The 21926-nt window shown below is 71.4% G+C and carries 14 protein-coding genes; 5 read left to right on the forward strand and 9 right to left on the reverse strand.

The window, feature by feature from the left end; genetic code table 11:
• Positions 1 to 37: 37 nt before the first annotated feature.
• Positions 38 to 826 carry a class I SAM-dependent methyltransferase gene (locus tag ABT130_RS17185; RefSeq protein ID WP_451935324.1) on the forward strand — a complete coding sequence of 263 codons (789 nt, stop codon included), beginning with the start codon at positions 38 to 40 and terminating at the stop codon, positions 824 to 826.
• Here ABT130_RS17185 and ABT130_RS17190 read toward each other — a convergent pair.
• The 8 genes from ABT130_RS17190 to ABT130_RS17225 all read right to left on the reverse strand — a co-directional run bounded on the left by ABT130_RS17190 (position 807) and on the right by ABT130_RS17225 (position 14559).
• The gene (locus tag ABT130_RS17190; protein WP_350956432.1) at positions 807 to 2648 is read right to left on the reverse strand and encodes a hypothetical protein; all 1842 of its coding nucleotides are present in this window, start codon (positions 2646 to 2648) and stop codon (positions 807 to 809) included. The genes ABT130_RS17185 and ABT130_RS17190 overlap by 20 nt on opposite strands.
• On the reverse strand, positions 2645 to 3742 hold the full coding sequence (gene pgfA / locus ABT130_RS17195) for a cell envelope lipid trafficking protein PgfA (RefSeq protein WP_350956434.1): 1098 nt from the start codon (positions 3740 to 3742) through the stop codon (positions 2645 to 2647). The genes ABT130_RS17190 and pgfA overlap by 4 nt, the downstream gene beginning before the upstream one ends.
• Positions 3739 to 7911: an alpha-(1->3)-arabinofuranosyltransferase domain-containing protein gene (locus tag ABT130_RS17200; protein WP_350956436.1), complete on the reverse strand. Its 4173-nt coding sequence runs from the start codon at positions 7909 to 7911 to the stop codon at positions 3739 to 3741. The genes pgfA and ABT130_RS17200 overlap by 4 nt, the downstream gene beginning before the upstream one ends.
• Positions 7908 to 9227, reverse strand: a complete 1320-nt coding sequence (locus ABT130_RS17205; RefSeq protein WP_350956438.1) for a glycosyltransferase family 4 protein — start codon at positions 9225 to 9227, stop codon at positions 7908 to 7910. The genes ABT130_RS17200 and ABT130_RS17205 overlap by 4 nt, the downstream gene beginning before the upstream one ends.
• A gap of 138 nt (positions 9228 to 9365) precedes the next feature.
• Positions 9366 to 9488 carry a hypothetical protein gene (locus ABT130_RS17210; RefSeq protein WP_350920967.1) on the reverse strand — a complete coding sequence of 41 codons (123 nt, stop codon included), beginning with the start codon at positions 9486 to 9488 and terminating at the stop codon, positions 9366 to 9368.
• Between the two features lie 142 nt (positions 9489 to 9630).
• Positions 9631 to 11307, reverse strand: a complete 1677-nt coding sequence (locus tag ABT130_RS17215; protein WP_350956440.1) for an MmpA family trehalose lipid delivery protein — start codon at positions 11305 to 11307, stop codon at positions 9631 to 9633.
• Between the two features lie 57 nt (positions 11308 to 11364).
• A complete protein-coding gene (locus ABT130_RS17220; RefSeq protein WP_350956441.1) occupies positions 11365 to 13581 on the reverse strand; it encodes an acyl-CoA dehydrogenase family protein in 2217 nt (738 codons plus the stop codon).
• Between the two features lie 165 nt (positions 13582 to 13746).
• Positions 13747 to 14559: a hypothetical protein gene (locus ABT130_RS17225; protein WP_350956443.1), complete on the reverse strand. Its 813-nt coding sequence runs from the start codon at positions 14557 to 14559 to the stop codon at positions 13747 to 13749.
• Between the two features lie 654 nt (positions 14560 to 15213).
• Between ABT130_RS17225 and ABT130_RS17230 the strand changes: the two genes are divergently transcribed.
• The gene (locus tag ABT130_RS17230; protein WP_350956445.1) at positions 15214 to 16677 is read left to right on the forward strand and encodes an AMP-binding protein; all 1464 of its coding nucleotides are present in this window, start codon (positions 15214 to 15216) and stop codon (positions 16675 to 16677) included.
• Positions 16678 to 16768: 91 nt separating this feature from the next.
• On the forward strand, positions 16769 to 17824 hold the full coding sequence (locus ABT130_RS17235) for a S1C family serine protease (protein WP_350956447.1): 1056 nt from the start codon (positions 16769 to 16771) through the stop codon (positions 17822 to 17824).
• A gap of 18 nt (positions 17825 to 17842) precedes the next feature.
• On the opposite strand, the gene ABT130_RS17240 is transcribed toward ABT130_RS17235, so the two are convergent.
• On the reverse strand, positions 17843 to 18913 hold the full coding sequence (locus ABT130_RS17240) for a polysaccharide deacetylase family protein (RefSeq protein ID WP_350956449.1): 1071 nt from the start codon (positions 18911 to 18913) through the stop codon (positions 17843 to 17845).
• A 366-nt stretch (positions 18914 to 19279) separates the two neighbouring features.
• Between ABT130_RS17240 and ABT130_RS17245 the strand changes: the two genes are divergently transcribed.
• Positions 19280 to 20107: an MIP/aquaporin family protein gene (locus tag ABT130_RS17245; RefSeq protein ID WP_350956451.1), complete on the forward strand. Its 828-nt coding sequence runs from the start codon at positions 19280 to 19282 to the stop codon at positions 20105 to 20107.
• A gap of 72 nt (positions 20108 to 20179) precedes the next feature.
• Positions 20180 to 21697 carry a glycerol kinase GlpK gene (gene glpK, locus ABT130_RS17250; RefSeq protein WP_350920949.1) on the forward strand — a complete coding sequence of 506 codons (1518 nt, stop codon included), beginning with the start codon at positions 20180 to 20182 and terminating at the stop codon, positions 21695 to 21697.
• Positions 21698 to 21926: the final 229 nt, after the last annotated feature.

Raw genomic sequence — 21926 nt, forward strand, 5'->3', positions numbered from 1 at the left:
CCTACGAGTGTGAAAAGTTCGCTGGCGATGCGGTGTTATGCTCCGCCCCACCTGGTTTGTTCTACTCCGTAGAGGAGCAGCGTTGGAGACCCACCCGGCATCGTTCCGTGCCACCCTGGGCCGGTCCGTCGCCCTGCTCGGCGGCTTCCGCAAGGAGCAGAGCGACCCGGACTTCTTCTACGGCATGCTGGCCAGGGACACGGTGGCCCAGCTCGCCTCCTACACCGAGCTGGACGGCGCGCTCGTCGCCGACGTCGGTGGCGGCCCCGGCTACTTCACGGACGTGCTGCGGTCCGTGGGCGCCCGGCCGGTCTGCGTGGACTGCGACGCGGGCGAGATGATGGCCCGCCAGGGCGCCGCCCCGGAGGGCGCCGTGCTGGGCAGCGCGCTCGACCTGCCGCTGGCGACCGGCTCGGTGGACGTCTGCTTCTCCTCCAACGTGCTGGAGCACGTGCCGCAACCGTGGCGGATGGCCGACGAGATGGTCAGGGTGACCCGTCCCGGCGGTGTGATCTACCTGTCCTTCACCAACTGGCTCTCGCCCTGGGGCGGCCACGAGACCTCGCCCTGGCACTACCTCGGCGGCCACCGCGCCGCCGAACGCTACACCCGCAAGTACGGCAAGCCGCCCAAGAACCGCTACGGCGCCGGCCTCTACCCGGTCTCGATCGGTGCGGCGCTGCGCTGGGCGAAGCGGCAGCCGGACGCCACGGTCCTGGACGCCCTGCCCCGCTACCATCCGCGCTGGGCGACCCCGGTGATCCACGTTCCCGGGCTGCGCGAGATCGTGAGCTGGAACCTGCTGCTCATCCTGCGCCGCCACTGACCACCTCCTCCGGTACCGCCATGCCGAGCACCACCGCGCGCAGGCAGACCCCGTCGTCCTGGACCGAGATCCGTACCGGCCCCGAGGCGGCCCCGGCCGGCAGGTAGACCCGGTCCTGGCCGGCCCTGAGCGGGACCTCGGTCCGCCGCCCGTCCCTGAGCACCGTAGCGCGCGTGTCCCTCGGCACCCGGTAGTCGATGCGGAAGATGTTCCCCTCGTACCCGGCGGGCAGGTCGGCGACGGCGATGTGGTCGCTCAGCGGGAGGCAGCCGCCGTCCCAGGCCGCCACCTGGGCGCCGAACACGGCGGCGGGCACCAGATGGCCGCGATCGTCGAAGGTCACCGCGTGATGAGCCGCCCCCGGGTACCTGATCCGCTCGCCGAGGGCGCCCTCGGCGAGCGGGCTGAGCGCCCGGGAGGTCAGCCGGTCCTCGACGGCCTGCCAGGGAAAGAGCATCCGGTCGGGTATCAGCGAGGGGTAGACGCCCGTCTGGGGGCCGAGCCTGGCCAGGTCCGCGCGGGCCGCGTCGAAGTAGGCGCGGTTGCGCTCGCCAGGCAGCCCCTGGGCGAACCCCGCGGCCGACACCAGGGTGAGCGCCACGTAGGCGCACGCGGCGGGGAGGACGAACGGCGAGACCGCACCGTTCCCGGGTGAGTCCTGCCCGGGGGGCCCGATCTTCCGCCACGGCATCAGGGCCAGGGCCAGGCAGACGGCGAGCACCGGCGTCGCGTCGGCGATGTAGCGGCTCTCGAAGGCGTGCTGCACCGACCCCGACCGGCTGAACATGATCAGCAGTGCGTCCGCGACCAGCAGGTAGCCCACGGCCAGTGCCCAGGCACCGGCCGCCTCGGGGCGCCTGCGGCAGGTGCCCGCGACGACGGCCGCCAGGACCAGCCAGGCCACGATGACCTCGACGGCCCGGTGGGCGACCAGCGGGCCCGCCGTGGTCTCCGCCCCCCAGCTCAGCGGGCCGCCCACGAGCAGTGTCGGCACCGTGCCGCCGAGGAAGTTCCCGATGTACTCCATGGCCGTGTAGAACTCGGGGAGCGCGAACCCCTGACCACCGCTCCGTCCCGAGGCCAGCAGGTACCCGGTCAGATAGGCGCCGCCCACCACCAGGTAGACCGACCAGAGTGCCCAGTGCCTGCGCACCGCCCCGACCACGCCGTGCTCGCCTGCCAGCAGCAGCACCGTGAACAGCAGCAGCACCGGCGGGATGAGCACCGCCTTCTCGAAGAAGAGCAGCCCGGCGCACGTCCAGGCGATCCCGGCGAGCGCGTGTCCGGCGCGGCCGGTACGGATCAGCAGCAGCTGGGAGCGGATCGCCATGATCATGGCGATCTGCAGCGGCAGGATGTTGAGCGCCGCCGCGAACCAGGTGCCGGCCTGGAAGTTGGCGGGTGTGAACAGAAAGAGGGTGAACGGGACGAGGATGAGCGGCCTGGCACCGCAGATCAGGCGCAGCAACCGGTAGAGCGCCAGGGCCGCGCCCGCGTACAGCGCCATGATCACGATCGAGACCAGGCCCCAGTCGTAGGCGGAGATCGCCGTCAGGGCCCGGACCAGGGCGAGCGCGCCCGGCATCAGATGGCCGATGTGCACCCGGAACAGGTGGTCCCAGCCGAGGGGCTCGGCCAGCGCCCTGCCGACGAAGACGATGTCGTCCTCGGCGAAATAGGAACGGCTGAGCAGCCACCCCTTGACCGCGAGCCCCGCGAGCAGCAGGAGCAGCGCCGCGACCGTGAGCCCGTGCCGCCGCGCGAACGGACTGTGCACCCAGCCGGGCAGCCGCAGCTCCACCTCCACCTGGCCGCCGCTCATCCGCGTTCACGCTCCGGTCCGGCACCGGCGGCCTTGGGAGGCCACACCCGCTCCATGAAGACATCGGCGGGCTTGGGGGGCCATACCCGCTCCATGAAGACGTCGGCGGACCGAGCGGGGCCGGCGAGCTCGGCCGGCCCCGGCTGCCCCGGACCGGCACCGGCAGGCTCCGGAGCCCGGGGAGGCCTACGGGGACGCAGGCCCCAGAGGACCAGCAGGAGTCCGGCGGCGAGGAAGACAGCGGGCAGCAGGTCACGGACGACGAGGACCCAGCGGGTGAAGGCGCGGACGTCGGAGACCCTGGCGTCGACGTCCTCCTCGGACATCACCAGGTCGGCCCTGAGACTCTCCTTGCGCTCGATGCCGTCGGGGGTACGCAGGCCCTGGCGGTGCCGTTCCTCCACCTTCACGGTCAGGCCGCTCTCCGGCTCGACCCAGAGCGTGCGGGTCACCTGGGCGTAGCGGGAGACGCCGATGGCCCGCCAGGCGGGCAGTCCCAGCACCTTGCCGGGGAACTGCTCGGGGAAGTCCTCGATCTTCACCGGGCCGGCCGTGTAGGTGTAACGGTAGGTCCGCAGACCGTTGATCTGTTCCTGGCGCTCGTAGCGGAGCGGGACGGCCAGCCGGAGCGTCGTGTCGTACATCGGGTACGAGCGCGGCTCGGCGCGGAACGGCAGGCGGAAGGCCAGGCCCGACTGCCGGGCCTCGGGGTCCTCGTCGACATAGCTCTCGCAGCAGTCGACGGCCATCCCGGTACGGCGGTCGAAGGCGGTCCGGCGCTCGTGGTAGTCGATCCTGTCCCCGGCGGCGGTCGTCAGCGAGGTGAACTCCACCCACACCGCCGTGTCGGCGGTCCCGGCTCCCGCGTCCCCGCTCAACGTCGTGGTGGACACCAGCGGGACACCGGTGTGCGAGGTCAGCGTGCCGGTGTCGAAGTAGTCGGCGTCCAGCGCGACCATCCGGTAGGTCCTGCCCTGCTCCAGCGGCAGGACCAGCACGCTCTCGTAGACGTAGAAGCGGAGCAGCGCGGCGAGCGTGAGCAGGAAGGCGCCCGCGCCCGCGAACACCGTCCGGGGGATGCCGGCCCGGGTCACCGGCCCACCACCACCGATTCGGACTCGGGTTCGGGCCGCCGGGCCGTCCCGCGGCGCGACGGCGCGGGCGCCTCGGCCGCAGCGCGATCGGGAAGCCAGGCCGTCAGCCAGGCGAGCGCCAGCAGGCAGAGCACCTGCGGCACCACACCGGTCAGCGGCCCGGTGAGCACCTCGGTCGCGTCGACCCCGCCGTACCGGGTGCCGACGGCGAGCGCGAGACCGGCCAGGCCGGTCGGCACGACCAGTGCCCAGGGCGTGGCCACCGCGCCCGCCAGGCCGGGGAGCACGCCGAGACGGGCGTGCCTGGCCTGGGCCACCGCCCCCAGCCAGGCGAACAGGAGTGCCGCCCCGGTGACGATCGCGACGCCCGCGAAGCCCCCGGTCCACAGGCCGAGAAGCGGGACGAACGGCCAGACCCAGAGCGCCCGGATCGCGACGGGCCCCGCTCCCGGCGACCGGGCAGGCCAGGCGGGGCGGATGAGCGCCAGCGCCACCACCAGCAGCACCAGCGTCCAGCCGCCGACCAGCGCCGTGCGGTAGGCGGAGTCAGGCTCGTAGCGCATGGTCACGACGCCCTGGCCCGAAGGCAGTTCCCACGCCTGCCGCCAGCCGTCCAGCCTGACCGGCTTCAGTTGCCTGCCGTCGAGGTACGCCTGCCAGCCGACGTTGTGGTTCTCGTTGACCACCAGGTAGGAGGGGGCCGTGGTGGAGACCTGGACCCGGCGCTCCCCCTGCCCCCACGCCTGCACGGTGGCGGGCGTGGCCGTGACCGCGCCCCGGGCGCCGTCGTCGGACGTCCGCACCACCATCGACTCGATCCTGAAGGCGTCGCTGGGGGACGCGCTGATCCGTGCCTCCCCTGCGCCCAGTTCGACCGGCTCGCAGGTCCGGTAGCCGAGCGGGCGGCCGTTGACCACGTCGTCCAGCGTGCCGCTGACGATCTCGGTGGCCGCCGGGTTGCCGTTCACGGTGAGCGTGGGACCGTAGCCGCAGGGCAGCCTCAGCGGGAAGGGCTCCAGCGAGCCGAGCGGTTTCACCCCCGGGATGGTGATCTCCGACACCTCGATCGACCGGGACGCCGGGGCGATGAAGCCGATCTCCAGGCGGTCGGCGCGGATCGGCGCGAAGGAGACGCGCCCGTCGGAGCCGACCCAGCCCTGTGCGGTGCGGCCGCCGCCGCGCACGCTCACCTTGATCGGCGGCTGCCCCAGGAACGAGTCGGGGAAGAGGACCATGATCTGCGAGATCGTGGTCTTCTTGCCGAGCTTGACGGTCAGCGTCGGGTGGCGGTCGGTGGTCTGGGCGTACCAGGCCGTGTCCAGGTCGCCGTCCATGGCCGCGCGGCCGAGCACGGCCGGATGGTCGACCAGCGTGGAGGAGGCGCTCACCTGGGGGTAGACGCCCGGGACGGTGGTGAGCAGATGGGCGGAGGCGGGGTCGGTGAGCACCGTCCTGCCGGTGACGACGCGTTCCCCCGCGTCCCGGACCGTGAAGGTGCGGTCGAAGCCGGAGCCGTCCTCGCCGGTGATCTCCAGGGACGGCGAGCAGGTCCAGGTCGCCGAGCCGTGCATGCACGGCGACGCGGACCCCTGGCGGGTCAGCAGCACCGTGCCCGGGTCCCGCTCGCCGTCGGCGGGAACGACGATGCTGCGCGTCGCCCGCACACCGGGAATCGCGACCTCGGTGATGCCGACCCGGGTGCCGACCCGCGACGCGGGCTCCGAGACCAGCTTGGTGACCCGGATCCGCAACCGGGAGGTCTTGCCGGCCGGCGGGTTCAGCAACTGCGGTTCCACCGAGTCCGCGACCGGCACCAGGCGCGTTCCCGCGTCGGTCTCCAGGGCGACCTCCGCCACGGCGGGTCCAAGCCTGCCCCTCTCGAACGCGACAGTGATCTTCGGCATGTCGATGGGCTCGACGAGGCGCACCTCCAGCCACTCCCCGACGGCTCCCTTCCAGCCGTCGGAGCGCCATCCGGTGCGCGGGTCGGCGTCGAGCGCCGCGTACGGCTGCCGCCCGGGGTCGCGCCGGTCGGCGGCCCCGATCCGCGACTCGGCGGAGGAGGCCCGCACGTCGAGAATGCTGGAGTAGCGGGCGGTCGCGGTGGCGGCGGTCCAGGCGGGGTCGGTGAGGTCGCTCTCCCTGCCACGTTCCAGCGGCTGGTCCTCGGTGAGCGTGGCGGTGCCGATCCGGCGCAGGTCGCCGAAGACGATCTCGCGGCGGCGCAGCGTGTCGGTCATCACGGTGTCCTCGGGGGGCGTCTCGCCCGTGCCCGGCTCGTCGCCGACCACCATGGGCCGGTCGTCGTCGAGCAGGTCCTCCTCGGCGAGGGCCAGCGCCGCCTCCGGGGCCCCGGTCACCCTGAGGGTTCCCTCGCGGGGCACCGTGGCGACGAGCGGCGCGGGGTCGGGGACCGCGTAGACCTCCAGTGCCTGGTAGGGCTGCTCGAACCAGCCCGCGGCCGTCGTGCTGGCCCTGGTCCCGAGCTCAGGGCCGAAGGCGGCGACCCGTTCCAGACCGGTGGACTCGGCGATGGTCTCGTGCACCCGCGCGGGCCAGGCGGTGCCCAGGCTCTCCCTGGCCAGGTCGTTGCGGACGAGCAGGTGGCTGACCCCCATCCGGCGCAGCGCCGAGGTGAGTCCCGGCGAGCCCCGGCCGGTGGCGAAGCGCTCGTCCACCGCCTGGACCAGCCTGGCCAGTCCCGGCGACCCCCAGGGGACGTTGGTGTGGGTGGCCCAGCGCACGGTCAGCAGCGACTGCATGGGCTCGTCCATCGGACGGCCCCACAGGTACTCGCCCCGGCGCGATCCGGGGGCGGCCAGCACCATGCCGTCCCCGGCGTTCCGGTTCAGCCAGGTCGCGGCCTCCCGCCAGTAGGCGGGCACGTCCTCGAACGCGCCGGCCGGGGTCGTGCCCGCGGTGGCGACGGGCGACGCGCCGAGTGCGACGAGGACCGCGGACGCCGCGAGGACGGGCCTGCGCCACCGCACCGGACCGGCCAGTGGCAGGGCGGCCAGGCCGAGGGCGAGCGGGAGCCGCAGCAGCGCGTCGAACTTGTGCAGGTTGCGGAAGGGCGCGAGAGGGCCGTCCAGCAGTGCCCGCACCTGCTCGGTCCACGGGTGGGCGAGCACGTCGGCGTGGCCGGCGGAGACGATCACGACCCCGGCCAGCAGGCTGATCGCGAGGAATCCCCGCTCCGGAGTGGCGCGGGCGGTGATCCCGGCCAGGCCGAGCCCGGCGACCAGCGCGGTCAGCGCGATCATCACGGGTCCCGTCGCCTGCTCGAACGCCGCGGGCAGGAACGCCGCCCCGTCGACCGGCAGGAACGCGATCCAGCCCGAGGTGCCGCGCAGGACGTTGATCAGCGAGGTGACGTACGTGGTGGCGTCGGCGGTCTCGATGAAGGGCAGGAAGGAGAAGATGTAGCGGCCCATCACCAGCAGGGGCAGCAGCCACCACATCGACACCGCGCCCACACAACCCAGCCACCACAGCAGCAGGTGCCTCCGGCGGGGGCCGCGCTCACGGGTCAGCAGGTACAGCAACGGCACGACCAGCACGGCGAGCACGGCCACGGCGTTGATCCCGCCGGCGAACAGGAAGGCCAGCGCCGACAGGGCCGCCGCCCTGCGCGGGCTCGCCCGCTGTCTGGCACCGTGCACGAGCGGCAGCAGGATCCAGGGCAGCACCGCGCTCGGCTGGAACTCCGAGGAGTTGACCCCGATCAGCGTGACGGCGTGCGGCGCCAGGGCGTAGGCGAGCCCGGCCAGTACGCGGGTGGCGGGGGTGCCGATGTCCATCGCGCGGGCCACCCGCTCGACGCCGACGAACGCGGCGCACAGCACCAGGGTCATCCACAGGCGCTGGATGTTCCAGGGGGGCATGTCCAGCGCCTCGAAGAGGGCGTAGAACGGGCCCATCGGGAACAGGTAGCCGTGCGCCTGGTTCTGCAGGTGACCGAAGAACGCGCCGTCCCACAGGTGCATCGCCCGGGCGAGGAAGCCGAGGGGGTTGAGCGCCATGTCGAGCTTGGTCTCGGAGATGACCTGGCCGGGCGAGGTGTTGAACGCGATGGCCCCGAGCAGGAGGCAGCCGGCCAGCAGGTGCAGCCGGTGTCGAAGCCGGGCGGGCCCGGTGTCCGTGCTGTCAGGGGTCAATGCGGTGCTCAAATGGGGTCGGTCTCACCCATGGCGAGATGGAGGTCGGGGGTCCTGACCGGCGAACTCACAGCGCTCACGGGCTGCTGTCGACGGGCGGCTACGGCGAGCTCTGTGGCGATAAGTCTGGTTATAGTAGCGCCAGTTCTTCCCCAGGTGAACTCGCCTGCCCAGGTCCGGCAGGCCTGCTGGACCGCCGCGCGCCGCACGGGGTCGGTCAGTTCCCCGATCGCCCGGTCCACCGCGTCCGCGAGCGTCTCGCCGTCCCGGACCAGCCAGCCGGTCACCCCATCCTTGATCGAGTCGCGCAGCCCGGCGACGTCGTAGGCGACCGTGGGCACGCCGAAGGCGGCCGCCTCGATCACGGTGAGACCCCAGCCCTCGAACTCCGAGGCGGTCACGTTCAGCAGGGCCGAGCCGAGCACCGCGTTCTTGCCCGGCTCGCTGAGGAATCCGTGCAGGTGCACGCGGTCGGCGACGCCCAGTTCGGCCGCCACCGTCGCGAGGGCGTCGGACTCAGGCCCGCGGCCCACCACGTGTACCCGCAGCCCCGGACAGCTCTCGGCCAGCTCGGCCGCCAGGCCGACGACGCGGTCGACCCGCTTGTGGCCGACCAACCGGCCCAGGTAGACCACGGCGGGGTCGCCGGGCAGGGGATGCCGCGCGACCGAGCGGGCCACCGGGCTGCCGTTGGGGACGACCTGGATCGGGGCCAGCCAGCGCAGCCTGGCACGGAGGTCCGTCCTGGAGGACTCGGAAACCGTGATCGTGGTGCGGCGGCGGTAGAGCAGCCGGGCCACCGGCCCCTCGATGAAGCAGCCGATCCTGGCCAGCCAGGAGGGCAGGAAGGCGTGGAACTGCCGATCGTGCACGTGATGCACCAGGCAGATCACCGTGGTGCGGCGCCGTACCACGAGGGGGGAGAAGAACGGGATGCCGTTCATCGAGTCGATGACCACGTCGAAGCGGCGGCGGTGCAGCAAGAGCCAGAGCGGCACGAGCAGGTAGACGAGGTAGCGGTTGCCCATCCTGCGCAGCTCGACGCCGTTGCGCCGCTCGGCCCTGGTCTGGCCGGGCTCACGGCCGGTCACGAAGTGGACCAGGGCCCCCTGGGCGATCAGATAGCGGCTGACCTGCCAGGCGTACTCCTCGGCGCCGCCGGCCGCCGACTGCTGTGGCTCGCGAAAGTTCAGCACCGCCACCCGAACCCCGTGCAGGGACGCCTCGGGGGTCTCGGTGACCTCCATGCTCAGGTTGGGCCACGACGGGTTGAACAGACGGGATCCGGCGTTCACGTTCCCGCCGGAAAAGGCCACGGTGTCGGCCACACTGTCTCCTCGGTCCTCTACGGCGACGCGCGCCCGACTCGGGGCACGGCGGAGCCACGCTCCGTACTGTCCATTGGTGTTCAGCCTGAGCGGCTGGGAGAAAACCGCGTCCGAGGGGCCCTTGTCCGGCCCCTCGGATCACCTGTCGCCGTAGTTGTACAGGGGCCGGTTGGGCGGCTCCGGGGTGGGGGCGGCCACGTTCACCACTGCCACGGAGGCACCCACCGCAAGCACCGTGCCAACGGCCAAGGCTGCGATCACTCGTAACACTGAGCTCTCCCTCCAGAATCCGGACAGTGTGCCGAGAGTAGAACGTGATTCATCTCATAAGCCATAGCTTTGGTGAAAATGTGACAAATAAAGTTACCCTCGGGTAGTGCGGAGGTCCGGGGATACGCCCAGCTCAGGAAGGTGCGTCGAGGCGCAACAACCGGAGTTCGGACCCATGGAAGACGGTCGCGGAACCGCGGAACGGGTCGTCGCCCCCCGGGATTTGGAACGGGTTGTCGCCCCCATAAATAAGAACATAACGGACATTCAGCCCTGCCAGTGCCGCCATCCGCCCGCCCGGCTCGACGCCCAGCGCCGCCGCCACCTCGGCGGAAGCCGGATCCTCCGCCGCGACCCGCAGTCTGCCTCCGCCGGGCAGCCCCACCAGCAGCGCGTCGTTCCAGAGCACCCGGCGCCGGAACATCTTGGTCGCGGGGTCGAGGATCACCCGATCACCGTTCCAGCCGAACGCCCGGTGCGCCCCCCACGGCAGCGAGAGCAACGCCCCCGGCGCGGGATCGGCGTTCACGATCGCCTGGACCTTTCGCCACTCGTCCGGGTAGTCCACCGCCGACAGCCTGCCGAACGCGCCGAGGGCGAAGGTGGGCAGGACCAGGACCGGGGTGGCCACCGCGACGGCCGCGACGGCACGCGAGTTCCAGCGCGCGACGACCGCGGCCAGGCCCACCGCCTGCAACAGGACGAACGGGGCGAGGTACAGCTGCCCGTCACGGAGCGGCCCGAACCCGGGCCACCAGCCGATCAGGCCGCCCAGCACGCCGGGGGCGAAGGCCCCCACCAGCGCCACCGCCAGCCCGGCCACCGCCGCCACCGCCAGCCCCGCCCGGTACGGCTCCGCCGCCCCGGCGCCGTGGCGCGCCGGCGAGCCCGGCAGGCGAGCGAACCCCCAGACGGCGACCGCGGCGAGCAGCAGCCGTACGATCGCCGACCACCAGGTCTCCTGGCCGGGCAGGACGGCATGGGCGTTCCAGATCCCGCCCAGCGAGAGCAGGCTGCCGACCGTACCCAGTGGGCCGTCGGCCCTGGCCGCGAACGCCCAGGCCCCGGCCGGATCGGTCACGGCCCGGCTGCTCAGGGCGGGCACCAGCCAGGGCAGGCTCAGCACCGCCATGACCAGCGTGACCTCCAGCACCCGCCGGACCCGCACCCTCCTGGCGGGCGTCGCGGACCTTCCATCGGCTGTCGCCGGCCCTGTCGCCGACGCTGTCACCGGCCCTGTCACCGGCGCTGTCGCCGGCCCTGTCACCGGCGCTGTCGCCGCCGTCGCGAGCAGGGCGGGCGCGGCGACCAGCATCGCCTGGAATCCGCCCACCGCCGCCGGGAGCAGCGCGGCGACCAGCCGCGACCGCCCGCCGAGCGCCACCGCGCGCACCGCCCAGGGAAGTCCCGCGACTCCCAGCAGCAGTGCCCACTGGCCGAGCAGCAGCCGCTGGGCGAGGTAGGCGTTCCAGCTGTAGAAGGCCGCCGCCGCCAGGCGGGGCCCCAGCCTCCGGGAGGGCGCCAGCGCGGCCGCGCCGGACGCGGCCAGCACGAAGATCCCCAGTAGCACGACCTTCTGGAGCACCTGTTCGGGGACGACCCGGGAGAGGAGCGCGACCACCAGGTCACTGGGCACCGCCCGGGGAAACCCCTCCCCGGGCAGCACCGGCGGCGGGTCGGGCACGAACACCATGTCGTACCTGAGCACGAATCCCGGTCCCAGAGCGGGCCCGAGAGCGAGCAGCCCGAACAGCAGGCCGAGCAGGGCAGGCGCGAACCGCTTCGCCGTCTCGCCCCACTCGCCGCCCATGCTGACCGACTTTATGTGCTTGCTCCGGATATACATGCATATATCCGGAGCTGTGGACTACTTACCCGGCTCGGGATCGCGGGGCAGGCCGAGCATGCGCTCGCCGATGATGTTGAGCTGCACCTCGGTGGTGCCGCCGTAGATCGTCATGGCGCGGGTGGCGAGCACGGCGCGGTTCCAGTAACCGGCGTCGCCGAGCTTCATGTCGGCGGCGACGACGGCCGAGGGGCCGAGCAGCGAGACCGCGCACTCCGAGACGTGCTGGGCATGCGAGGTGGACAGCAGCTTGCGGACCGAGGCGTCGGCACCGGGCTCGGCGCCGGTCAGCTGCTTCAGGGTCACCCGCAGGCCGAGGGCGGCGATCGAGTGCCCCTCGCAGACGACCCGCGCCACCTCCTGGCGCTCGGCGGCGGTCAGCTCCCGGCCGAGGCGCCCGGCCAGGCCGAGCAGGTCCGGAACGGACGCGCCGGTGCCGCCCGAACCCCCCGAGAGCGAGACCCGCTCGTTGGACAGGGTGTTCCTGGCGACCTTCCAGCCCTGGCCCACCTCGCCGACGACCAGCTCGTCCGGGACGAACACGTCGTCGAGGAAGACCTCGTTGAACAGGTTCTCGCCGGTCATCTCGGTGAGCGGCCTGACGGTGACGCCGGCCCCCTTCATGTCGACGAGGAAGTAGGTGATGCCCTCGTGCTTGGAACCCTCCGAGGAGTTGCGGGCGATGCAGATGCCCCACTCGGCGACGTGCGCCACCGAGGTCCAGATCTTCTGGCCGTTGAGCCGCCAGCCGCCCTCGACCTTCTCGGCCTTCATCTGCAGGGACGCGAGGTCGGAGCCAGCGCCGGGCTCGGAGAAGAGCTGGCACCAGATCATCTCGCCGCTCAGCGTGGGCGGCAGGAAGCGCTCCTGCTGCTCGGGGGTGCCGTACGCGGCGATCGACGGCACCACCCAGGCACCGATGATCATCTGGGGCAGCTTGACCCCGGCGGCCTTGAGCTCCTGGAAGATGAGAACCTGCTCCAGCGGCTTGGCGTCGCGGCCCCACGGCCTGGGCAGGTGCGGCATGACGTAGCCGGCCTCGGCCAACGCCCGCTTCTGCTCCCTGCCCTCCAGCGCGGCGAAGGCGGCGACCTCGGCCCGGATGCTCTCGCGCAGCTCGGCGGCCTCCTCGGGCAGCTCGATCTCCAGCTCCCTGCTCACCCCGTTCAGCGCCAGCTCGGCGACCGCCTCGGCCCACTCCGCCGAGGAGCCGAGCAGGGCGCGCAGGGTCAGCGCGCGGCGGTAGTACAGATGGGCGTCGTGCTCATAGGTGTAGCCGATGCCGCCGAAGATCTGCACGGCGTCCTTGGCGCAGAGCACAGCCGCGTCGGGGGCGACCACGCCCGCGATCGCGGTGGCGTAGGCCAGCTCGTCCGCCGGGACGTCGCCACCGTCCGCGGCACGGGCGGCGTCCCACACCGTCGCGCGGGCCTGCTCCAGGGCGACGAGCATCCGGGCGGCCTTGTGCTTGACCCCCTGGAACTGCCCGATCGGACGGCCGAACTGCACGCGGACCTTGGCGTACTCCGCGGCCGCGGTCACGCACCACGAGGCGACGCCCGCCGCCTCGGCCCCGAGCAGGATCACTGCCAGGTTGTGGACCGCGGAGGCCTGCAGCCCGTCGAGAACCCGCCCGGCCGGTACGGTGACCGCGTCCAGCTCGACCTTGGCCACGCCCCGGGTGAGGTCGAGCGAGCCGACCGGCGTCACGGTCGCCGCGGAGGCGTCCACCGCGACCCACTCCTCGCCGCGGTCCGTGCTCACCGGGAGCACCAGGACGTCGGCCAGCGCGCCGCCCAGCACCAGATCCACGGTGCCGCCGATCGTCAGGGTGCCGTCCTCGCCTCGGGTACCGGTGATCGAGGAGAACGGCGCGACCGCACCGGTCAGCGTGCCGTCGGCGAGGCCGGGCAGCAGCTCGCCGTGCGCCTTGCCGTCGGAGGCGAGGATCGCGGCGCTGGCGAGCACGGTGGGAACGTAGGGCCCGGGGGCGACGCGCTCGCCGAGGGCCTCGACGGCGACGGCGGTCTCCAGCAGGCCGTAGCCGCTGCCGCCGTGCTCCTCGGGGATGTGCAGGCCGAGCAGGCCCTGGTCGGCCAGTCCCGGCCAGAAGCCGGGGCGCTCCTCACCCTCGGCCGCGATGACGGCACGCACGACCTCGGACGGGATGTTGCGCTCCGCCCACCCGGTCACCGATTCCCGGAGCGCCTCGTGCTCCTCGCTCAATCCGATCGCCATGACAGCCTCCAGACGCGATTCAATGCCAGAACCATATTCTAGAAGGTGCTTCCATCACAACGCGCGACCCCTCTTCCCCGGGTACGCCGCCCCCTTGCCGTCGCAGCCCACCGGTGACCGCGGAAGGCCCGGCTCTCACCGAACGGGCATGGCCGCAGGAGTGCGTCAGAGAGCGCGGACGCTCGCCACCACGGGGGCGATGTCGGCCCAGAGCCGCTTGCGCGTGTCGGGCACGGTCACGAAGAGCACCGAGGGCTTGCGGCGGCCGATGTCGATCACCGCGAGCGCCGCCTGGGAGGAATGCTCCTTGCCCTTGACCTCGTAGGTCACCCGGTAGGCGAGCACCCACCCCTTGCCGGTGGCCAGGCGCTGCGAGGCGGTCCAGGTGACCTTGCCTCCCTCGGGGTGGTGGTTGCGGATCGTCCACTTCACCGCGCTCAACGCCGCCTTGCGGTAGTCGGCGTCGCTCTTGAGCGGCTTGACCGGGGTGGCACCGGGCAGGGGTCCCGAGGCGATGACCGTGCGCGGCAGCCCGGCCGAGCCGACCTGCTGGCCGGCGGAGAACGACGGCACGGCCTTGGCGGCCCACGGCTTGCCCAGGCTGGCATAGGTCACCGCGGATTTGGCATCGGTCACCGCGCCCAGCACCACGCTCGGCGTGCCCGGCAGCGCCTTCAGCGCCGTCGCGTCCGGCAGGGCGGGCAGCGTGATCGGAGACACGGTCGGCGAGGGCTGCACCGTGGGCGCCACGCTCTGGCGGACCCCCACCGGGTCCGAGGGCTCGTCGCCGGAGAAGAGCATGAAGATCAGAACCACGATGACGCCGGTGATGACGGCGGCACCCAGGCTGTAGGCGACCCGGATCGGGATGTCGCCGATCCGCATCAGCAGGCCGTCGGACTTCCGTCCCGCTCCGCTCGGCCCGCCGGGCCGGACCCGCCCGGCCGGTTGACCCTGCGCACCCGGCTCGCCGAACACGCCGGGCCGCTGTGACGCGCCGGGCCACCCCGTCGCGACGCCGCCGTCCGCCCTGTCTCCCGTGCCCGCCCGACCGGACGCGCCCGTCTGACCGGACGTGTCCGTCCGACCGGAAGCACCTGTCTGACCGGACGTGCCCGTCCGACCGGAAGCACCGGCCCTGTCGGGACGCCAGGGGCCCGCGGAGCCGCCTATCCGCCTGACCGGGATCGTCCCGAGTCCACCGGACTCGCGCACCCGGTCGGTCTCCGCCCCCGGATCGTCCGCCCCGTCACCGGAAGTCGCGTCGGAACGGCCGGAATCGGGCGGCGGCGAGTGGGGGAACGATCCAGGCGGCGTTGGTCTGGAGACCAACACGGTCTCCTCACCGTCTCCGATGGGAAATCTTCTGGGCACCCGAGGGCTGATGACCGAACCGTCTTCAGCGGGAATGGCGGGAATGGGAGCCGTGGGCGCGTCATATGAGGGGATATATCTCTCGTTAGAGCGCCCGGAGGAGTTACCGCCGACGTCCGCCATACGCGTCAGGGTATGTCACCTGGGAAAGATTCGACGCATCGTCGTTTATTACGCTTCGGCCACGGGATGTGCATCAGCCCAGGTAACCGCCTTTCCCCTTCCATGAACAGAATGTCGTTCTGTATGGTCGCGGCTATGAGGGGCTTCTACGAGATCGCAACGGCCGATCCCGGACGTGTCGCCGTCGTCGCGGGCGACAGCATGACCTACGGCGAGCTGCACGATCGGGTCAACCAGGTCTCGTACGGCCTTCTGGCGCGCGGTACCCGGCCCGGCGACACGGTCGTGACGGTCCTGCCCAACGGGATCGACGCGATCACGATGATGCTCGCGACGTACCAGATCGGCGCCTATCACATCCCGGTGAACTGGCACTACACCGCCGAGGAGATCGGCTACATCATCACCGACTGCGCCGCGCGGGTGGTGGTCGGCTCCGAGCGGTACGGGCACGCCGTGCCGGGCGGGTTCGTGGAGACCGGCGCCCTCGCCGAGGGGCAGCCGACCACCCCGCCCGAGGGACGCAGGGCCGGGTCGATGATGCTCTACACCTCGGGCACCACCGGCAGGCCCAAGGGCGTACGGCGGCGGCTGATCGAGTTGACCCCGGAAGGCCTCCACCCGATCCTGATGCGCAAGAGCTGGCGGCACTTCGGGCTCGAATCCGGCGGGGTGCACCTACTACTGTCGCAGCTCTACCACTCCGCGCCGTACGGGCAGACGATGATGGCCCTGCACTTCGGCCACACGGTGGTGGTGACCGAGCGGTTCGACGCCGCGGAGACACTGGCGCTCATCGAGCGGCACCGGGTGACCAACGCCTTCATGGTGCCGACCATGTTCCACCGGCTGCTGGCCCTGCCCGCCTCCGTAAGAACAAAGCACGATTTATCGTCGTTAACACGTCTCTTTCACGGCGCCGCCCCCTGCCCGCCCGCCACCAAGCAGGCGATGATCGACTGGCTCGGCCCCGTGCTGTGGGAGTACTACGGCTCGACCGAGGCCGCCGTGGTCACCATGGTCTCCTCGGCGGAGTGGCTCCAGCGGCCCGGCACGGTCGGCCGGGCCATCGACGGCATGGAGTTCACCGTCGTCGGCGACGACGGTGACGAACTCCCGCCCGGCGAGCCGGGCCTGGTCTACATCGGCGGCATCAACCGCTTCGAATACCACCAGGACCCGTCCAAGACCGCCTCGGCGATGCGCGGTCACCTCTACACCCCCGGCGACATCGGCTATCTGGACACCGACGGCTACCTGTTCCTCTGCGACCGGCGCACCGACCTGATCATCTCCGGCGGGGTCAACATCTACCCCGCCGAGATCGAGGCGGTACTCCAGGAACACCCCTCGGTGGCGGACGTCGCCGTGATCGGCGTACCCGACCCCGAATGGGGCCAGCGCGTCGTCGCGCTGGTCCAGCCCTCGGCGGACGCCGTGCCCGGCGCGGACCTCACCGGCGAGTTGCTGGCCCACTGCGCGGCCCGGCTGGCACGCCTCAAGCACCCCCGGGTGATCGAATATCGCGACCGGCTGCCGCGCACCCCCACCGGCAAGCTCAGCCGCAGCGGCCTTCGCGAGACGTATCTTCCTGCCTGAGCTGGGAAGATACCCATGCATGGGACGATCAAAGACAGGCGTCGCGTTGCTTGCGACCGCCGTCATGACGCTCGCGGGCTGCGGCCAGGACATGAGTCTGCAACCCCCCGGGGCGGTCGGCTCACCCAGCGTCTCAGCGAGCACCTCCCCCGGTGCCTCCCGCGGAGGCACCACGGGAGGCTCACCCGGGGCCACACCGGCTCCCGGAAGCGGCCCCGGTTCCCTGGAGGCCGCCTACGAGCAGATCATCACCAAGGTGCTGCCGTCCATCGTGCAGATCACCACAAGGGAGAGCCTCGGCTCCGGGGTCGTGTACGACACCGCCGGGCACATCATCACCAACGCCCACGTGGTCGGGGGCAGCAAGCGGTTCGAGGTCACGCTCGCCACCGGGGGCACCCCCCGGACGGCCAGACTGATCAGCTCGTTCGAGCTGGGCGACCTGGCCGTGATCAAGGTGGACGACCCGACCGGGCTGAAGCCCGCCGTCTTCGGCGACTCCGCAGGGCTGCGGGTCGGCCAGATCGTGCTGGCCATGGGAAACCCGCTGGGCCTGTCCGGCAGTGTCACCAACGGGATCATCTCGGCGCTCGGCCGCACCGTCAACGAACCCTCGAACGAGACCTCGCCCGGGGCGACGATCAGCGGGGCCATCCAGACCTCCGCGCCGATCAATCCGGGCAACAGCGGCGGCGCCCTGGTCAACCTCGCGGGCGAGGTCATCGGCGTGCCGACCCTGACCGCCGTCAATCCCGAACTCGGCAACGCCCAGGCCGCGGGCATCGGCTTCGCGATCCCCTCCAACACCGTCAAGGACATCGCCACGCAGATCATCAGGGACGGCAAGGTCACCAACACCCACCGGGCCGCGCTCGGCGTCGTGGTACGGACCGTGATCGACATGAGCGGGGAGCCCGCGGGCGTCAGCGTCGTACGGGTGCTGAAGAACAGCGGCGCGCAGCGGGCGGGACTCAAGGCCGGAGACCTGATCATCTCGATCAACGGCACGCCCACCCCGTCGACCCAGGACCTGTCGACGGTCCTGTCGTCCCTCAAGCCCGGCGAGGACGCGAAGGTCGAGATCCTGCGCCCCGACGGCTCAAGGACCACCCTCTCCGTTCCCCTTGAGGAGCTGCACGGGAGCTGAGCCGGGGCGGGACCGGGCTCAGTAGGGCAGGACGCGATCGCTGAAGGACTTGGCCACGAAGGGCGCCTTGAACTTGGGGAAGGCGATCGTCTTCGCGTCGCCGTCGGAGGTGTAACGCTCGTCGGCGTTCGCCTTCAACCAGTCGAGCCAGGCCACGGAGCAGAACTTGGCGCAGTCGCCCGTCTTGTCCATCGAGCGGATGCGCGGGATGCCGAGCGGGTCGAACTTCTTGTTGAACGGCGACAGCGCGGGGGTGTAGCCGGCGAGGAACACACCGCCGTAGTTGTAGGAGACATCACCCGAGGAGCCCTTGAGGCCCCACTCCTTGGTGTCGGGCTGGTTGCCGTACGGCAGCGCCAGCGTGACCGGGGGCGTCTTGATCAGCCCGGTGATGAGCCGGTGGCCCGCCGCCACCTCCGCGTTCACCGCCTTCTTCTCCTTGCCCCGCAGGTTGAGGTGGTCGCGGGTGTGGTTGCCGATGTCGAAGCCCTTGTCGGTGAGCCAGAGGAGCATCTGCGCCCCCTCCTCGGGCGTCTGCTTGCCGAACATGTCGCGCGTGACATAGAACGTGCCGACCGGGCGGAAGCCGGGGTGGGCCTTGGCGACGCTCTGCAGGATCGCGACCGCGGTGTTCGGCCGGGGGACGCCCGTCCCGTCCAGCTCGAACTGCGAGGGTGAGGAGTCGTCGAAGGTGAGGACGACGGGATGCTTGCCCGCCGGGATGTCGATGCGCCCGGTGACGAACTCGGCCGCGGTGACGGGCACGTAGTCCTCCCTGGCCAGCCGCTCCAGCTCGGTGCGGAACTGTTTGGGAGTGCGGTCGTCCTGGGTCGCGGGCTTGTCGACCACCCGGTGGTACATGAGAACGGGGACCTGACCGAGCTCGTTGGCCTTGACCTTGGCGGCGGCCGCCGTCCTGGTCTTGAGGAGGTTGGCCTGCGAGGCCGCCGCGGCGGCCGACGCCTTGGCCGCGGCGGCCAGCTTCGCCTTCTGCTCGTCGGCCTCGTCCTGTCCCGATCCGCATCCGGCCAGCACGACTCCTGCCGCGACGACCACCACACCGGCCCTGCCTATTCTGAGACGGCCCATCGAATCCTCCAAGCGCGCTGACGATACGCTTCTCATCCCCCTCTGACCTGCGGGTTGACCTCCGCCACTGGCAAAGGTTCGCCGGAGCCACTTTTCGGCGACATCGCGCGGGCCCTGCCCTTTCCGCGTCGCACCGGCCCCGCCCAGCAGGGGCGTCCGCCGCGGGAAATCGATCGGCAGCGGGATTCTCACCCGGTGTGGAAGCCGCGGGTGACAGGCGTCGTCCGGTATTTAGCGGTGTTACCGATGACTCATTTTGTTGACCATTATTCAATAATTCAGTCACGCTACCGTTGACCTCCCGCTATTTCGCGCCTACCGTCCGGGCATCCGAGCGGGATCCGGACGGCATCGCAAGGAGGAGAGATGGCGGAGCGGCTGAGGGGCCGCGGGCTTCTCGGCGAGATGGCGGCCGAGTTCACCGGCACCATGGTGCTGATCCTGTTCGGGGTCGCGGTGGTGGCCCAGGTCGTGGCGGCCGGGGTCGGCGACCACGACAGCATCGCCTGGGCATGGGGGCTCGGGGTGACGCTGGGCGTCTACGTCTCGGCGCGCACCAGTGGCGCCCACATCAACCCCGCCGTCACCGTCGCGCTGGCCGCTTTCAAGGGCTTCTCCTGGCACAAGGTCCTGCCGTACTGCCTGGCGCAGACCGCGGGCGCGTTCGTGGCGGCGCTCATCGTCCGCTTCAACTACGGCGAGGTGCTGGAGAAGGCCGACCCCGGGCTCACCATCAAGACCCAGGGCGTCTTCTCGACCCTGCCGGGCAACGGTTCCCTGCCCGTCGGCACCTGGGGCGCCTTCCGCGACCAGGTGATCGGCACCGCCATCCTGCTCCTGCTCGTCTTCGCCCTCTCCGACACGCGCAACACGGCACCCATGGCCAACCTCGCCCCCTTCGTGATCGGCCTGGTGGTCGTGGCCATCGGCATGGCCTGGGGCAGCAACGCCGGCTACGCCATCAACCCCGCCCGCGACTTCGGACCGCGGCTCGCCTCGTTCCTGACCGGGTACGAGACCGCCTGGCAGGACCAGTACGGGCAGCTCTACTTCTGGGTGCCGATCGTGGCGCCCCTCATCGGGGGGCTGATCGGGGCGTTCCTCTACGAGATCCTGGTGGCCAGATTCCTTCCTTCCGAGGAGACCGGCCCCGAGGTGGGGCGCGTAACGCCCGAAGACCCGCGCCACCCCTGAACGGGCGCGCGGCGACCGCGGGTAGGAACAGCAGCAGATCCCCGGAGAGTCTCACCAAGGAGGCACCACGCAATGCCTGACTTCGTCGGAGCGGTCGACCAGGGCACGACGAGCACCCGTTTCATGATCTTCGATCACGGCGGCAACGAGATCGCCCGGCACCAGCTCGAACACGAGCAGATCCTGCCGCGGGCGGGGTGGGTCGAGCACAACCCCACGGAGATCTGGGAGCGCACCAGGGCCGTGATCGAGACGGCGCTGAACAGGGCGGGCCTGGTCGCCGCCGACCTCGCCGCGCTCGGCATCACCAACCAGCGCGAGACCACGGTGGTCTGGAACCGGACCACCGGACGCCCGTACCACAACGCGATCGTCTGGCAGGACACCCGCACCGACCGGATCGCCTCGGCCCTGGACCGCGACGGCAGGGGCGACGTCATCCGTCACAGGGCGGGCCTCCCCCCGGCGACGTACTTCTCCGGCGGCAAGATCCAGTGGATCCTGGAGAACGTGGACGGGGTACGCGAGGCGGCCGAGGCCGGAGAGGCGATCTTCGGCAACACCGACACCTGGCTGCTGTGGAATCTCACCGGCGGTACCGACGGCGGCGTGCACGTCACCGACCCCACCAACGCCAGCCGCACGATGCTGATGGACCTGGAGACCCTCGACTGGGACGACGAGCTGCTGTCGTTCTTCGGCATCCCCCGCCGGATGCTGCCGGCCATCGCCCCCTCCTCCCACCCCGGTCTGTACGGCACCACCAGGAGGGGCGGCCCGCTACGTGGCGAGGTCCCGCTCTCCGGTGACCTGGGCGACCAGCAGGCCGCCACCGTCGGACAGGTCTGCTTCGAGGTGGGCGAGGCCAAGAACACCTACGGCACCGGCAACTTCCTGCTGCTCAACACCGGCACCGAGCTGGTCCGCTCGAAACACGGCCTGCTCACCACCGTCTGCTACCGCTTCGGTGAGGAGCCGCCGGTGTACGCGCTGGAGGGTTCCATAGCCGTGACCGGCTCCGCCGTGCAGTGGCTCCGCGACCAGCTCGGCATCATCTCGGGGGCGGCGCAGAGCGAGTCGCTCGCCCGGCAGGTCGAGGACAACGGCGGCGTCTACTTCGTGCCCGCCTTCTCTGGCCTCTTCGCGCCGTACTGGCGGTCGGACGCCCGGGGCGCGATCGTCGGCCTGTCGCGCTTCAACAACAACGCCCACCTCGCGCGGGCCACCCTGGAGGCGATCTGCTACCAGAGCCGCGACGTGGTCGAGGCGATGCGGCAGGACTCCGGCGTCACCCTCGACGTCCTGCGGGTCGACGGCGGCGTCACCGCCAACAACCTGTGCATGCAGATCCAGGCCGACCTGCTCGGCGTACCCGTCTCCAGGCCCGTGGTGGCCGAGACGACCGCGCTGGGGGCCGCCTACGCGGCGGGGCTGGCCGTCGGCTTCTGGAAGTCGAAGGACGAGCTCAAACAGAACTGGCAGGAGGGCCGCCGCTGGGAGCCGCAGTGGTCCGAGGAGCAGCGGGCCGTCGGCTACGCCGGCTGGAAGAAAGCAGTCGAACGCACCCTCAACTGGGTCGACGTGTCCTGAACGCCCCGCTTCGCACGCTCCGCCGCGCCGCCGCTTCGCATCGAGAGCTCGCTCACCATCTAGGCCCGGGAGAACCACCGCCGAGTGCGAAGGGAACCCCGGCGCGCGAGTCCGCCACATCCGGCGGCCGCGCTCCCGACGAGGACGAGATCACCGTGCTGACAGCGGACGTCCCGCATGAACGAAGGCCCGCATGAACGAAGGGCGGTCGGGGCGGCGAGGTCGCCGC

It is taken from the genome of Streptosporangium sp. NPDC001681 (assembly GCF_040298085.1).
Taxonomy (GTDB): Bacteria; Actinomycetota; Actinomycetes; order Streptosporangiales; family Streptosporangiaceae; genus Streptosporangium.